The 14,404-nt window shown below is 62.5% G+C and carries 9 protein-coding genes, 2 tRNA genes and 2 rRNA genes; 1 reads left to right on the forward strand and 12 read right to left on the reverse strand.

The window, feature by feature from the left end; all coding sequences use genetic code 11:
• Window positions 1-64 precede the first annotated feature (64 nt).
• The 10 genes from K8940_RS22400 to sdhC form a co-directional block, all read right to left on the reverse strand.
• A 23S ribosomal RNA gene (locus K8940_RS22400) occupies window positions 65-2,853 on the reverse strand.
• A 254-nt stretch (window positions 2,854-3,107) separates the two neighbouring features.
• Window positions 3,108-3,183, reverse strand: a tRNA-Ala gene (locus tag K8940_RS22405).
• 66 nt (window positions 3,184-3,249) lie between these two features.
• Window positions 3,250-3,326: transfer RNA gene (locus K8940_RS22410), tRNA-Ile, on the reverse strand.
• A gap of 190 nt (window positions 3,327-3,516) precedes the next feature.
• A 16S ribosomal RNA gene (locus tag K8940_RS22415) occupies window positions 3,517-5,002 on the reverse strand.
• The 16S and 23S rRNA genes sit together here with 2 tRNA genes alongside, the layout of an rRNA operon.
• Window positions 5,003-5,813: 811 nt before the next feature.
• Window positions 5,814-6,134, reverse strand: coding sequence for a 2Fe-2S iron-sulfur cluster-binding protein (locus K8940_RS22420; protein ID WP_223392247.1), 321 nt, complete (start codon window positions 6,132-6,134; stop codon window positions 5,814-5,816).
• A gap of 30 nt (window positions 6,135-6,164) precedes the next feature.
• Complete coding sequence (locus K8940_RS22425; protein WP_223392248.1) at window positions 6,165-7,403, reverse strand: NAD(P)/FAD-dependent oxidoreductase; 1,239 nt, start codon at window positions 7,401-7,403, stop codon at window positions 6,165-6,167.
• A gap of 209 nt (window positions 7,404-7,612) precedes the next feature.
• A complete protein-coding gene (locus tag K8940_RS22430) occupies window positions 7,613-8,395 on the reverse strand; it encodes a succinate dehydrogenase iron-sulfur subunit (RefSeq protein ID WP_223392249.1) in 783 nt (260 codons plus the stop codon).
• A gap of 7 nt (window positions 8,396-8,402) precedes the next feature.
• Window positions 8,403-10,190, reverse strand: a complete 1,788-nt coding sequence (gene sdhA, locus K8940_RS22435) for a succinate dehydrogenase flavoprotein subunit (protein ID WP_223392250.1) — start codon at window positions 10,188-10,190, stop codon at window positions 8,403-8,405.
• Window positions 10,190-10,645 (reverse strand): succinate dehydrogenase, hydrophobic membrane anchor protein, encoded by a 456-nt coding sequence (gene sdhD / locus K8940_RS22440; RefSeq protein WP_223395954.1) that lies wholly within the window; start codon window positions 10,643-10,645, stop codon window positions 10,190-10,192. The genes sdhA and sdhD overlap by 1 nt, the downstream gene beginning before the upstream one ends.
• Window positions 10,612-11,019, reverse strand: a complete 408-nt coding sequence (gene sdhC / locus K8940_RS22445; protein ID WP_223392251.1) for a succinate dehydrogenase, cytochrome b556 subunit — start codon at window positions 11,017-11,019, stop codon at window positions 10,612-10,614. Before sdhC ends, sdhD begins: the two co-directional genes overlap by 34 nt.
• A gap of 183 nt (window positions 11,020-11,202) precedes the next feature.
• Here sdhC and K8940_RS22450 point away from each other — a divergent pair, with 183 nt between their 5' ends.
• Window positions 11,203-12,639, forward strand: a complete 1,437-nt coding sequence (locus K8940_RS22450; RefSeq protein WP_223392252.1) for a PAS domain-containing sensor histidine kinase — start codon at window positions 11,203-11,205, stop codon at window positions 12,637-12,639.
• A 6-nt stretch (window positions 12,640-12,645) separates the two neighbouring features.
• Here the strand turns inward: K8940_RS22450 and K8940_RS22455 are convergent, their stop codons facing one another.
• Complete coding sequence (locus tag K8940_RS22455; RefSeq protein ID WP_223392253.1) at window positions 12,646-13,230, reverse strand: NUDIX domain-containing protein; 585 nt, start codon at window positions 13,228-13,230, stop codon at window positions 12,646-12,648.
• Window positions 13,231-13,239: 9 nt separating this feature from the next.
• On the reverse strand, window positions 13,240-14,358 hold the full coding sequence (gene zapE / locus K8940_RS22460; RefSeq protein WP_223392254.1) for a cell division protein ZapE: 1,119 nt from the start codon (window positions 14,356-14,358) through the stop codon (window positions 13,240-13,242).
• Window positions 14,359-14,404: the final 46 nt, after the last annotated feature.

A 14,404-nucleotide genomic window follows, 5' to 3' on the forward strand; every position in this document is an offset into this window, starting at 1 on the left:
AGATTGTGAAGAAGACATCAGTGTCTGAAGTAGAGCCATGCGTTTGCATGGGTTTGACTGAAGAACGATCAAGCCTATCGAGCTATTAGTACCGGTAAGCTCCATGCGTCGCCGCACTTCCACACCCGGCCTATCAACGTGGTGGTCTTCCACGGCTCTCAGCGAGACCTTGTTTTGAGGTTAGTTTCCCGCTTAGATGCTTTCAGCGGTTATCTATTCCACACTTAGCTACCCTGCTGCACAGCTGGCGCCATGACAGGTCCACCAGAGGTGTGTCCATCCCGGTCCTCTCGTACTAGGGACAGATCCTCTCAAGTCTCGTACACCCACGGCAGATAGGGACCAAACTGTCTCACGACGTTCTGAACCCAGCTCACGTACCACTTTAATCGGCGAACAGCCGAACCCTTGGGACCTGCTCCAGCCCCAGGATGTGATGAGCCGACATCGAGGTGCCAAACTTTGCCGTCGATATGGACTCTTGGGCAAAATCAGCCTGTTATCCCTAGAGTACCTTTTATTCGTTGAGCGATGGCCCTTCCACGCAGGACCACCGGATCACTATGGCCGACTTTCGTCTCTGCTCGACTTGTCAGTCTCGCAGTCAGGCGGGCTTATGCCATTGCACTCGACGACCGATTTCCGACCGGTCTGAGCCCACCATCGCGCGCCTCCGTTACACTTTGGGAGGCGACCGCCCCAGTCAAACTGCCCGCCACGCCATGTCCCGGACCCGGATAACGGGCCGCGGTTAGACGTCAGCAACAATAAGGGTGGTATTTCAAGGATGGCTCCACCGGAACTGGCGCCCCGGTTTCATAGCCTCCCACCTATCCTACACATGTTGCTGCTAACGCCAAGGCGAAGCTGCAGTAAAGGTTCATAGGGTCTTTCCGTCTGACCGCGGGAACCCCGCATCTTCACGGGGAATTCAATTTCGCTGAGCCTATGCTGGAGACAGTGGGGAAGTCGTTACGCCATTCGTGCAGGTCGGAACTTACCCGACAAGGAATTTCGCTACCTTAGGACCGTTATAGTTACGGCCGCCGTTTACCTGGGCTTCAATTCAGAGCTTGCACCCCTCCTTTTAACCTTCAGGCACCGGGCAGGCGTCAGACCCTATACGTCGCCTTGCGGCTTCGCAGAGCCCTGTGTTTTTGATAAACAGTCGCTACCCCCTGGCTTGTGCCACTCTCATCTGGTTGCCCAAAAGAGAGTCACGCTTATCCCGAAGTTACGCGTGCAATTTGCCGAGTTCCTTCAGCATAGTTCTCTCAAGCGCCTTGGTATACTCTACCTGCCCACCTGTGTCGGTTTCGGGTACGGTCTCCGTTGGAGTTATTTCCAGGGACCTGTTCACTGCCGGGAGCAATCCAATAAGCCCCGACAATTTACCAGATCCGTCACTTCCAACTGGTTCAGGAATATTCACCTGATTCCCATCGACTACGCCTTTCGGCCTCGCCTTAGGGGCCGACTAACCCTGCGCAGATTAGCTTTACGCAGGAACCCTTGGGCTTTCGGCGAGAGGGTCTCTCACCCTCTTTATCGCTACTCATGTCAGCATTCTCACTTCCGATACCTCCAGCAAGGCTCACGCCTCACCTTCATCGGCTTACGGAACGCTCCGCTACCGCGTACACAGAGTGCACACCCATACCTTCGGCGACTGGCTTGAGCCCCGTTACATTTTCCGCGCAGGTTCGCTTGACCAGTGAGCTGTTACGCTTTCTTTAAATGATGGCTGCTTCTAAGCCAACATCCTGGTTGTCAAAGCAAACCCACATCGTTTCCCACTTAGCCAGTACTTGGGGGCCTTAGATGATGGTTAGGGTTGTTTCCCTTTTCACGACGGACGTTAGCACCCGCCGTGTGTCTCCCGGATAGTTCTCTTGGGTATTCGGAGTTTGATTAGAATTGGTACAGCTCGCGCCGCCCGCATCCATTCAGTGCTCTACCCCCCAAGGAATACGTCCGAGGCACTACCTAAATAGTTTTCGCGGAGAACCAGCTATGTCCAGGTTTGATTGGCCTTTCACCCCTATCCACAAGTCATCCGAGAATTTTTCAACATTCACCGGTTCGGTCCTCCAGTAAGTGTTACCTTACCTTCAACCTGCTCATGGATAGATCACCTGGTTTCGGGTCGTCATGCGACGTACTTATTCGCCCTATTCAGACTCGCTTTCGCTGCGCCTACACCTAACGGCTTAAGCTTGCACGGCACATGAAGTCGCTGACCCATTATACAAAAGGTACGCCGTCACCACGCGCGGTGGCTCCGACTGCTTGTAGGCTTCCGATTTCAGGTTCTGTTTCACTCCCCTTGTCGGGGTGCTTTTCACCTTTCCCTCACGGTACTTGTTCGCTATCGGTCATTGAGGAGTACTTAGGCTTGGAGGGTGGTCCCCCCATGTTCAGACAGGATTTCACGTGTCCCGCCCTACTCGAGTCTGTCGCTATTTGACGCTTACGGGGCTATCACCCACTATGGCTGTGTTTCCCAACACATTCAGCTTTATGTCACGACAGCACTGGCCTGGTCCCGGTTCGCTCGCCACTACTACGGGAGTCTCGGTTGATGTCCTTTCCTCCGGGTACTGAGATGTTTCAGTTCCCCGGGTTTGCTTAATGAACCCTATGTATTCAGGTCATTATACCTTTTCTGATCAACCGATCGCCGCTCCAGCCGAAGCTGAAGCAAAGTCGGGTGACCATAAAGGTGGGTTTCCCCATTCGGAGATAGCCGGATCAAAGGGTGCTCGCGCCTCCCCGGCTCTTATCGCAGCGTGCCACGTCCTTCATCGCCTCTCAATGCCAAGGCATCCGTCAGAAGCCCTTATGCGCTTGATCGTTCTCAGCAAAACCCATGCATAATCGACCCTAGCCGCATCTCGCGGGAAGGGATCGAGCATGAGCTCTACCTTTAGTCAGACAATGATGTCTTCTTAAGTCCATCCTTAAACCAGGTCCGTATCCCAGGGGTGAGCTACGGTTGGCGGAGGAACCCTGCCTTCACAATGTCATTTCGCAGCTGGCTCGAAAGCCAGTGCAAACTTGATCATTCCTCGATCGCGATCTCTTCGACTGTCCGATGACAGGAGAGATGGTGGAGCCAGACGGATTCGAACCGACGACATCCTGCTTGCAAAGCAGGCGCTCTACCAACTGAGCTATGGCCCCTCACACTCGGTGTGAGTTGCTTGCCCAGCGGGAGCTGGTCGGTTGCGGTTCCGTAGGATGGAAGAGTGGTAGGCCCGATAAGACTTGAACTTATGACCTCACGCTTATCAAGCGTGCGCTCTAACCAACTGAGCTACGGGCCCATAGGCCGCTCAGATCAAACCCGACCCTCAGGCCAGGCCCGCTCCAGGGCTCGCGATCGCCTCGACCGCCTAACGGCGACCAAGGAGTGGAAAGAGAAACGAAGACGGCGGCGATCCGCTCATTTGTGCGCATCTAGTGCGCTGTCTGGAGCTTCAATAGTCTCGTGAGAGACTGGAGAAGCATCCTTAGAAAGGAGGTGATCCAGCCGCAGGTTCCCCTACGGCTACCTTGTTACGACTTCACCCCAGTCGCTGACCCTACCGTGGTCGCCTGCCTCTCTTGCGAGTTAGCGCAGCGCCTTCGGGTAAAGCCAACTCCCATGGTGTGACGGGCGGTGTGTACAAGGCCCGGGAACGTATTCACCGCGGCATGCTGATCCGCGATTACTAGCGATTCCAACTTCATGCTCTCGAGTTGCAGAGAACAATCCGAACTGAGACGACTTTTAGGGATTGGCTCCCCCTCGCGGGATTGCAGCCCTCTGTAGTCGCCATTGTAGCACGTGTGTAGCCCACCTTGTAAGGGCCATGAGGACTTGACGTCATCCCCGCCTTCCTCCGGATTAACTCCGGCAGTACGATTAGAGTGCCCAGCCAAACCTGATGGCAACTAATCGCGAGGGTTGCGCTCGTTGCGGGACTTAACCCAACATCTCACGACACGAGCTGACGACAGCCATGCAGCACCTGTGTCCCAGTCCCCGAAGGGAAAACCACATCTCTGTGGCGGTCCAGGCATGTCAAAAGGTGGTAAGGTTCTGCGCGTTGCTTCGAATTAAACCACATGCTCCACCGCTTGTGCGGGCCCCCGTCAATTCCTTTGAGTTTTAATCTTGCGACCGTACTCCCCAGGCGGAGTGCTTAATGCGTTAGCTGCGTCACCGACATGCATGCATGCCGACAACTAGCACTCATCGTTTACGGCGTGGACTACCAGGGTATCTAATCCTGTTTGCTCCCCACGCTTTCGAGCCTCAGCGTCAGTAACGGACCAGTATGTCGCCTTCGCCACTGGTGTTCTTCCGAATATCTACGAATTTCACCTCTACACTCGGAGTTCCACATACCTCTTCCGTACTCAAGACTGCCAGTATCAAAGGCAATTCCAAGGTTGAGCCCTGGGCTTTCACCTCTAACTTAACAGTCCGCCTACGCTCCCTTTACGCCCAGTAATTCCGAGCAACGCTAGCCCCCTTCGTATTACCGCGGCTGCTGGCACGAAGTTAGCCGGGGCTTCTTCTCCGGGTACCGTCATTATCGTCCCCGGTGAAAGAATTTTACAATCCTAAGACCTTCATCATTCACGCGGCATGGCTGCGTCAGGCTTTCGCCCATTGCGCAAGATTCCCCACTGCTGCCTCCCGTAGGAGTTTGGGCCGTGTCTCAGTCCCAATGTGGCTGATCATCCTCTCAGACCAGCTACTGATCGTCGCCTTGGTGAGCCTTTACCTCACCAACTAGCTAATCAGACGCGGGCCGCTCCAATGGCGATAAATCTTTCCCCCGAAGGGCACATCCGGTATTAGCTCAAGTTTCCCTGAGTTGTTCCGAACCAAAGGGCACGTTCCCACGTGTTACTCACCCGTCCGCCACTAATCCCGAAGGATCCGTTCGACTTGCATGTGTTAGGCCTGCCGCCAGCGTTCGCTCTGAGCCAGGATCAAACTCTCAGGTTGAGTTGACATTGACTCCAGCTATTTGACCGAGGGGAAAACCTCAGTCGCGTATCTGGTTTGCATAGTTTCTTGACGAGTTCCCATCACACAATGACCAACACCAAAGCGTCAGCCACCGTATTAATGGTGTCTTCAAGAGACCGCATTTGTCAGCGTCGAAGGTAGACCTAAAGTCTACCGCCAGAGCGCCGCCGCCTGCGTTTCTCTTTCCAAATCAACAATGTCAAAGACCCGAACCGCCGAAGCGGCCCCACCGTTTAGCGCCCAGTGTCGGCGGAGGCGGCTATCTATCCAACCTCGTATCTCGTGTCAAATCGTTTTTTTCAAAACGTTTCGAACCGGACCGGCGAAGCCGGGAAATCCCGGAGACACCAGAGCGGCCAGCTTCTAGAGAAGCCAACCTTGCCAGTCAACCAGTTATTTTGAAGAAACTTCAGAACAACTACCTGAATGACTTAACACCGCGCCGCTGAATTCTTGCGAACTCTTGTCTGCGATGTTTCGGAGCGGCGCTTCTAAAGAGGCGACATTCCGAAGTCAACCAACTCTTTTGACTTTTTCGACGCTCCGGAGAACCGGGATCGAAGAGACAAAAAGAGGATCCTCGGGCCGCCATGGCCGCCCTTGCGGATCCGTCATCGAGTCGATTGGAGCGCGGTGTTTAGCGAAGCGTCTGAACCGATGCAACTCCCTTTCGGGGGTCGCGTCGTCCGGTCGCGATGCCGTTCCGAGCGAGGCGGTGATCTAGTCCTCCGTCGGACGACTGGCAACCCCCTCGCGACAATATAACGACGCTCTTTTGACGTCGTAACTAGTGCTGGCTTTCCGGCAGCCGCACCACCAGGCCGTCCAGCGCGTCGCTCACCTTGATCTGGCAAGACAGGCGGCTGTTGGGCTCGACGTTCTCGGCGAAGTCCAGCATCGACTCCTCCATGGCCGACTTGTCGCCGGTCCTGTCCAGCCAGGCTTCGTCGACATAGACATGGCAGGTCGCGCAGGCGCAGGCCCCGCCGCAGTCGGCGTCGATGCCCGGCACGTTGTTCTTCACGGCGCCTTCCATGACGGTCAGGCCCGGCTTCACGTCGAGCACGTGTTCGGCGCCGTCGTGTTCGATGTAGGTGATCTTAGCCATGCGGTTTTTCTCTATTCCCCTCTGGCGAACTTAGGCCGCCACTTCCTTCATGGACACCGTAGGATCGGCGAGCTTTTCGGCGCTCACCGGCGTGCGTTTGGCGATCAGCTGCTTGCCGGCCATGAACTCGGGCGGCGCGTTGACCGCCTCGACGGCCTGCAGCAGGTCGCCCTTCAGATGGAAGACCGCGAACCTGGCGGCGACGACGTCGCCGCGCACCACCTGACGGTCGGCCTCGAACGGCAGGCCGGCGATCTGCAGCTTCAGATCATACTGGTCGGACCAGAACCACGGCACCTCGGGCGCGGGGCCCGGCCGGCCCAGAATCGCCGAGGCGGCCTGCTTGGCCTGCTCTAGGGCGTTGGGCACGCTTTCCAGGCGGAACTGGCGCTCATAGAGCGGCAGCGGACGATGGGTGACGTCGCCGATCGCGAAGATCGACGGATCGTTCGTCCGCGCCTCCAGGTCGACGACCACGCCATTGGCGGTCGCGAGACCCGCGTCCTTGGCCAGTTCGTCATTGGGAACCGCGCCGACCCCGACCAGGGCGGCGTCGCAGGCGACCACCCGACCATCGGAGAACTTCACGCCCGTGACGTGGCCGTCCTGGCCCTCGAAGCCCGCGACGCCGGCGTTCAGCTCGAACGTGACGCCGTGCTTGCCGTGATAGTCCTGGAAGAAGAGCGACAGGGTCTCGCAGGCGACGCGGGCCAGGACCCGGCTCTCGCGCTCGACGACCATGGCGTGGCTGCCCAGCGCCCGGGCCGAGGCGGCCGCCTCCAGACCGACATAGCCGCCCCCGATCACGGCCAGGCGCTTGTCCGGGCCCAGGGCGTGCTTGAGCAGCTCCGCGTCAGCCGCCGTGCGCAGGGCCAGGACGCCGGCCAGGTCCGAACCGGGAATCGGCAGCGCGCGAGCGCGGGCGCCGGTGGCCAGGATCAGGAAGTCGTAGGCAATGACCTCGCCCGAGGCCAGGGTCACCGTCTTCTCAGAGCGATTGATCCGCTCGGCCACGCCCTGCAGGCGCAGCATGACGTTGTTCTCGGCGTACCACTCGGCGGGCTTCAGCGAGAGCGACTCGGCGTCGGCCTCGCCCTTCAGCCAGGCCTTGGACAGCGGGGGGCGCTGGTAGGGCAGCAGAGGCTCGTCGCCGATCAGGACGATCCGGCCTTCGTGACCGTACTGACGCAGGAACGCGGCGGCCGAGCCGCCCGCGTGCCCCGCGCCGACGATGACGACGCATGCGTTCTGATTGGCTTCAGCGCTCAACGACGCCCTCCCTTTCGTCAAAAATGACGCCGGCGTCACCTATTGGCAAGCGCCTTCGACAGAGGCGGATATAGAGCGCGTCAGGGAAAGTGTCTGCGATTTCGCGCCCGGACGCGCTGCTCACTTGGAGATGGAGCCTGCGAAGGCAGGCTCCACGCGGGGCGGCCCGTTTCCGAAGCCGCCCCGCGCCTGTCTTTGTAAGAAGCCCGTCAGACGACGCGCTCGACCATCATCTTCTTGATCTCGGCGATGGCCTTGGCCGGGTTCAGCCCCTTCGGGCAGACCTGGGCGCAGTTCATGATCGTGTGGCAACGATACAGCTTGAAGGGATCCTCAAGCGCGTCGAGGCGGTCGCCGGTGGCCTCGTCGCGGCTGTCGATCAGCCAGCGATAGGCGTGCAGCAGGGCCGCCGGGCCCAGATACTTGTCACCGTTCCACCAGTAGCTGGGGCACGAGGTCGAGCAACAGGCGCACAGGATGCACTCGTAGAGGCCGTCGAGCTTCTCGCGGTCTTCCGGCGACTGCTTCCACTCGGTCTGCGGTTCGGGCGTGTCGGTGTGCAGCCAGGGCTCGATCGAGGCGTACTGGGCGTAGAACAGCGTCAGGTCCGGGATCAGGTCCTTGACCACCGGCATGTGCGGCAGCGGGCTGATCTGGACGGCCTTGCCCGGCACCTCGGCCCAGCCGTGGGTGCAGGCCAGGGTGTTGCGGCCGCCGATGTTCATCGAGCACGAGCCGCAGACGCCTTCCCGGCACGACCGGCGGAAGGCCAGGGTCGGGTCGATGGTGTTCTTGATGTAGAGCAGGGCGTCCAGGACCATGGGGCCCACGGCGTCCATGTCGACGTCGTAGGTGTCCCAGCGCGGATTGCCGCCCGCTTCGGGGTCGTAGCGGTAGATCTTGAAGGTCTTGACCTTCTTGGCCCCGGCCGGCGCGGGCCAGTGCTTGCCCGACTTGACCTGCGAGTTCTTGGGGAGTGCGAGTTCGACCATCGTACCCTCAGTAGACCCGTTGCTTCGGCGGGATGTAGGCGATGTCGTCCGACATCGTGTAGCTGTGCACCGGACGGTAATCGATCTTCACCTTGCCGGACTCCATGTCGAGCCAAGCCAGGGTGTGCTTCATCCATTCGGTGTCGTTGCGGTCGGCGAAGTCCTCGCGGGCGTGGGCGCCGCGGCTCTCGGTGCGGTTGGCCGCGCCGTTCACGGTGACCACCGCCTGGCCGATCAGGTTGTCGAACTCCAGGGTCTCCATCAGGTCGGTGTTCCACACCAGACCGCGATCGCTGACCTGGAGGTCGGCCTTCTTGTCCCAGACCGCCTGCAGGCGATCGACGCCGCTGACCAGGCTCTCGCCGGTGCGGAACACCGCGGCGTCTTCCTGCATGGCCTTCTGCATCTCCAGACGCAGGTCAGCGGTGCGGGTCGAGCCCGAGGCGTTGCGGAAGCGGTCGAAGCGGGCCAGATGGCCGTCGGTCTGGACGTCCTTCAGTTCCGGCTGCTTGGCGCCCGGCTTGAGGATCTCGGCGCAGCGCAGGGCCGCGGCGCGACCGAAGACCACGAGATCGATCAGCGAGTTCGAACCCAGGCGGTTGGCGCCGTGCACCGACACGCAGGCCGCTTCGCCCACGGCCATCAGGCCCGGGATCACCTGGTCGGGATTCTCGCCCGACTTGGTGACGACCTCGCCGTGATAGTTCGTCGGGATGCCGCCCATGTTGTAGTGGACGGTCGGCAGCACCGGGATCGGGGCCTTGGTCACGTCGACGCCGGCGAAGACCTTCGCCGTTTCCGAGATGCCCGGCAGGCGCTCGGCCAGGATCTTGGGATCCAGGTGATCGAGGTGCAGGAAGATGTGGTCCTTGTTCGGGCCCACGCCGCGGCCTTCGCGGATCTCGATGGTCATCGCGCGGCTGACCATGTCCCGGGGCGCCAGGTCCTTAACCGACGGCGCGTAGCGCTCCATGAAGCGCTCACCTTCCGAGTTGGTCAGGTAGCCGCCCTCGCCGCGAGCGCCTTCGGTGATCAGGCAGCCCGCGCCGTAGATCCCCGTGGGGTGGAACTGCACGAACTCCATGTCCTGCAGCGGCAGGCCAGCGCGCAGCGCCATGGCGTTGCCGTCGCCCGTGCAGGTGTGGGCCGAGGTGGCCGAGAAGTAGGCGCGGCCGTAACCGCCCGTGGCCAGGATCACCATCTGGGCCTGGAAGCGATGCAGGGTGCCGTCGTCGAGCTTCCACGCCGTCACGCCGCGGCAGACGCCGTCGTCCATGATCAGGTCGAGGGCGAAGTACTCGATGAAGAACTCGGTGTCGTGGGCCAGAGACTGGCCGTACATCGTGTGCAGCATGGCGTGACCGGTGCGGTCGGCCGCCGCGCAGGTGCGCTGGATCGGGCCTTCGCCGTAGTTCTTGGTCATGCCGCCGAAGGCGCGCTGGTAGATCTTGCCGTCGGCCGTGCGCGAGAAGGGCACGCCCCAGTGCTCGAGCTCATAGACCGCCGCCGGGGCGTTGCGGGTCAGGTACTCGATGGCGTCCTGGTCGCCCAGCCAGTCCGAACCCTTGACGGTGTCGAACATGTGCCAGCGCCAGTCGTCGTGGCTCATATTGCCCAGCGAGGCCGAGATGCCGCCCTGCGCGGCCACGGTGTGGCTGCGGGTCGGGAACACCTTGGTGATGCAGGCGGTCTTGAGGCCGGCCTGGGCGGCGCCCAGCGCGGCGCGGAGGCCCGAGCCGCCGGCGCCGACGACGACGACGTCGAACTTGTGGTCGATGAACTTGTAGGCCGACATCAATGGGCTCCGGTCACGGTCAAGGCGACCTTGAGGATCGAGAAGATCCCCACGGCGCCGGCCAGCACGCAGACGAACAGATTGCCGATCACCAGGGCCGACTTGCTCGTGAATTTGTGGACGTAGTCCTCGATCACCACCTGGACCGCGTTCGACAGGTGCACCAGGGCCGAGACCAGCAGCAGGACCAGCAGCACGGCGTTCACCGGCTGGCCGATCCAGGCGGCGACCGTGTGCTGGTCGGCGCCGATCAGCTTCAGGGCGCTGTAGACGCCCCACAGGCTCAGCGGCGCCAGGGCCAGGCCCGAGACGCGCTCGGTGATGAAGTGCGAGACGCCGTGGTGCGACGAGCCCATGCCCCGGGCGCGCGACAGCGGCGTGCGGAACTGGATGGGCTGGAAGAGGTCGTTCTTGCTCATGATCAGAACGCTCCGTTCGCGCCGGCGATGACCCAGGTGACGATCGTCGCCACGACCGCGAAGGCGATCGCCATGGCGCCGGTCATGTCGGCGATGCGGGGTTGGAAGCCCCTGCCGGTGTCCCAGAAGGTCTGGCGGATCGTGTAGGCGACGTTGAAGAAGACCGCGAAGGTCTCGCCCAGCAACACCAGCTTGCCGATCGGCGAGCCCAGGACGCCGCGATAGACGTCGTAGGCCTCAGGGCCAGCCGCCAGGGCGGCGGCCCAGCCGGCCAGGATCACGGCGCCGACCCACAGGCCGACGACGCAGGCGCGGTGCAGGATCGAGCAGGCCATGGTGATATGCCAGCGCCAAACCTGCAGGTGCGGCGACATCGGGCGCTCGGGAAGCCCCCGGCTCGTGTCGGTCATGGGAGGTCCAACCTCAGTAGCCTTTGTGCGTTGCGGGACGCTTTTAAGCGCGAAGGCCAGGGTGTCAATTAAACGGCGCCCTCTTGAGAAACGTTCGCAGCTCCCCGCGTTGGGGGAGTGGGGAACCCTAAAGGCCAAGGTTACGTTAACGTCGCTCGCTCCAGGGGGGAACAAGAGCGCTTCATGTCCAGTCCGATCGATTTCAAGGCGGTGTTCGAGCGGATTTCGACGCCATACATGCTGATGGATCATGAGTTGACCATCATCGAGATGAACCCGGCCTACATCGCGGTCACCGGCCGGGCGCGCGAGGACATCCAAGGTCGCTACCTGTTCGATGCGTTCCCGGCTCAGGGCGAAAGCCGCCGCCTGCTCGAGGAGTCGCTGCTGCGCACCCGCGACACCGGCGAGACCGACGTCATCGCCATGATCCACTACGCCATCCCGGGTCCTGACGGCGAAGGCTTCGAAGATCGCTACTGGAGCGCAACCCACACCTATGTGCCCACCGAGGATGGGCGCGGGTACATCCTGCAGAACACGCAGGACATCACCGAACTTCGGCGCCTGAAGGACGCCGCCTTCCGGCCCGAGGCGCCACCGACCACGACAATGCTCGGCGATTCCGTGCTGCGACGCGTCGAGACCCTGCAGTCGCAGAGCGTGCAGATCCGCCGTCTCTTCATGCGCGCCCCCAGTTTCGTGGCGGTGCTGCGCGGCCCGAACCACGTCTTCGACTTCGCCAATGACGCCTATCTGCGGCTGATCGGCCGTCATGACATCGTCGGGCGTCCCCTGGTCGAAGTCCTGCCCGAGATCGAGAGCCAGGGCTTCGTGCGTTTGCTGGACGAGGTGCGCCGTTCGGGCGAGCCGTTCCTGGGACGCGAGCTCAGTGTGATGCTGGCGCGTGAAAAGGGCGCGCCGCCCGAGGAGCGCTTCCTCGATTTCATCTACCAGCCCATCGTCGAGGCCGACGGCTCCGTCTCCGGCGTGTTCGTCGAGGGCTCGGATATGACCGACCGGGTGCTGGCCAACCAGCGCCAGCGCCTGCTGCTCGACGAGCTGAACCACCGCGTGAAGAACACCCTGGCCACCGTCCAGGCCATCGCCCAGCAGACGCTGCGCGGAGCGGCCACGCCCGAGGTCTTCGCCGCCGCCTTCGAGGCGCGGCTGCTAGCCCTGTCCCAGACCCACAACGCCCTGACCGACAGCCAATGGGCGGGCGCGGGACTGCGCCAAATCCTGCTGCAGGAGCTGGGCCCCTACGGCGACGAGCGGATTCTCATGAGCGGCCCGGACGTCCACCTGCCCGCCCGCGTGGCCCTGTCGCTGGGCATGGTGTTCCACGAACTGGCCACCAACGCCGCCAAGTACGGGGCGCTGTCGACCAGCGGCCGGCTGTTGCTGGACTGGTCGTTGTCGGAGGACGGCGAGACCCTGCGTTTCGAATGGCGGGAGACCGGCGGTCCGCCTGCCCGACGGCCGCAGCGCAAGGGCTTCGGCTCGCGCCTGATCGAACGCAGCATCACAGCGGAATTGCGCGGCGAGATCCGGGCCGACTACGGAGACGAAGGGCTGGTCGTGCGGTTCGAGACGCCCCTGGCCCGCGACTTCGCCTAGGCGCGGTCAGGCCCTGAACACCGTCAGGGACAGGTGCTGCAGCAGCATGATGGTCTTGGCGTCGCGGATGCGGCCGTCGGCGATCATGGCCAGGGCCTCGTCAATCGTCGGCTCCAGAACCTCGATGTCCTCGCCCTCGTCGGGATGGCCGCCGCCGTCGCCGATCCGCATCGAGGCGTCGTACTCGGCGACGAAGAAGTGCAGGATCTCGGTCACCGAGCCTGGGCTCATGAAGGCCTCGAACACCTTGCGCACCGCGTCCAGGCGATAGCCCAGCTCCTCCTCGACCTCGGCCCGGATCCGGACCTCGGGCGCGGCGTCGTCCAGCAGGCCCGCCGCGGCCTCGATCAGAAGTTCGTCATAGCCGTTGACGAAGGCCGGCCAGCGGAACTGCTTGACCAGCAGCACCGTGCGATTGGCGAGGTTGTAGGGCAGCAGCACCGCGCCGTTGCCCCGATCGTAGTGCTCACGGCTCTGGGTCTGCCAGGCCCCGTCGCGCCGCTTCCAGTCGAAGGTCGTCGTCTTCAGGACATACCAGTTGTCGGAGAGCAGCTTGGTCTCGCGGACGCGGACCCGATCCTTGACGCTCATGGTGCTCTCCTAGTCCCGAACCCGGGCCACATAGTCGGCCGAACGCATTTCCTGCAGGCGCGAGACCGTGCGCTCGAACTCGAAGGCGCCGTCGCCTTCGGGGTACAGCGCCTCGGGCTCGGCGTCGGCCAGGGCCACCAGCTTGGCGTCGGCCTCGTAGAGGGCGTCGATCAGGGTGTTGAACCGCTTGGCCGCGTCGCGTCGTTCGGGCGTCAGGCGCGGCACGTCCTCCAGGAAGATCGTGTGGAAGCGCTCGGCGATCGCCAGATAGTCCTGCGGGCCCAGCGCCTGCTGGCACAGGCTGGCGAAGGACGAGCGCAGCAGGCCGCCAGCGGCGCGGGGCAGGCGCATCTTGCGGCCCAGCACCTCTAGCGTCGCGCCGGTCTCGGGCGCGCCGTCCAGCATGTCGGCCCACAGGCGGTCGAACTCGGCCAGGCCCGCCTTGTCGTTCGGGGCCAGCCAGGTGCGGGCCGCGCGCAGTCGATCCAGGCGGAAGTCGACCGGTCCGCGCACGGCGACGACATCCAGCGCCGACTTCAGCATGTCGATGAACGGCAGGAAGAGCTGGCGGTTGAGGCCGTCCTTGTAGAGGTCGTCGGGCGGCCGGTTCGAGGTCGCGACCAGGGTGACGCCCCGCGCGAACAGGGCCTCGAACAGCCGGCCCAGGATCATGGCGTCGGCGATGTCGGTGACCTGCAGCTCGTCAAAGCACAGCAGGCGGGCGTTTTGCGCGATCAGCTCGGCGGTGGGCGCGATCGGGTCGTCGCCCTTGGACTGGCCGAAGCGCGCCTTGCGGGCGGCGGCGTCGCCCTTGCGCCAGGCGTCGATGTCGGCGTGGACCTCGGCCATGAAGGCGTGGAAGTGGATGCGGCGCTTCCTGGCCACCGGCGCGCTGTCGAAGAACAGGTCCATCAGCATGGACTTGCCGCGCCCCACCGGGCCCCAGAGATAGACCCCGCGCTGGCTCTTGGGCTTGCGGCCGAACAGCGAGAAGCCGGGCTCGCCGGCGGCGTCCAGGTCGGCTTCCAGCCGCGACAGGGCCTCGACGGCGGCGGCCTGGGCCACATCGGGCTTGATCTCGCCTTGGGCCAGGCGCTCGCGATAGGCGGTGCGGAGGGATGTCGGCATCGAGATGTGCGGTTAGCGCGTGAGGGCCGGCAATGGAAGCCCGCAC

Origin of the sequence: Caulobacter segnis, assembly GCF_019931575.1 — a bacterium.
In the GTDB taxonomy this organism is placed as follows: Bacteria; Pseudomonadota; Alphaproteobacteria; order Caulobacterales; family Caulobacteraceae; genus Caulobacter; species Caulobacter segnis_C.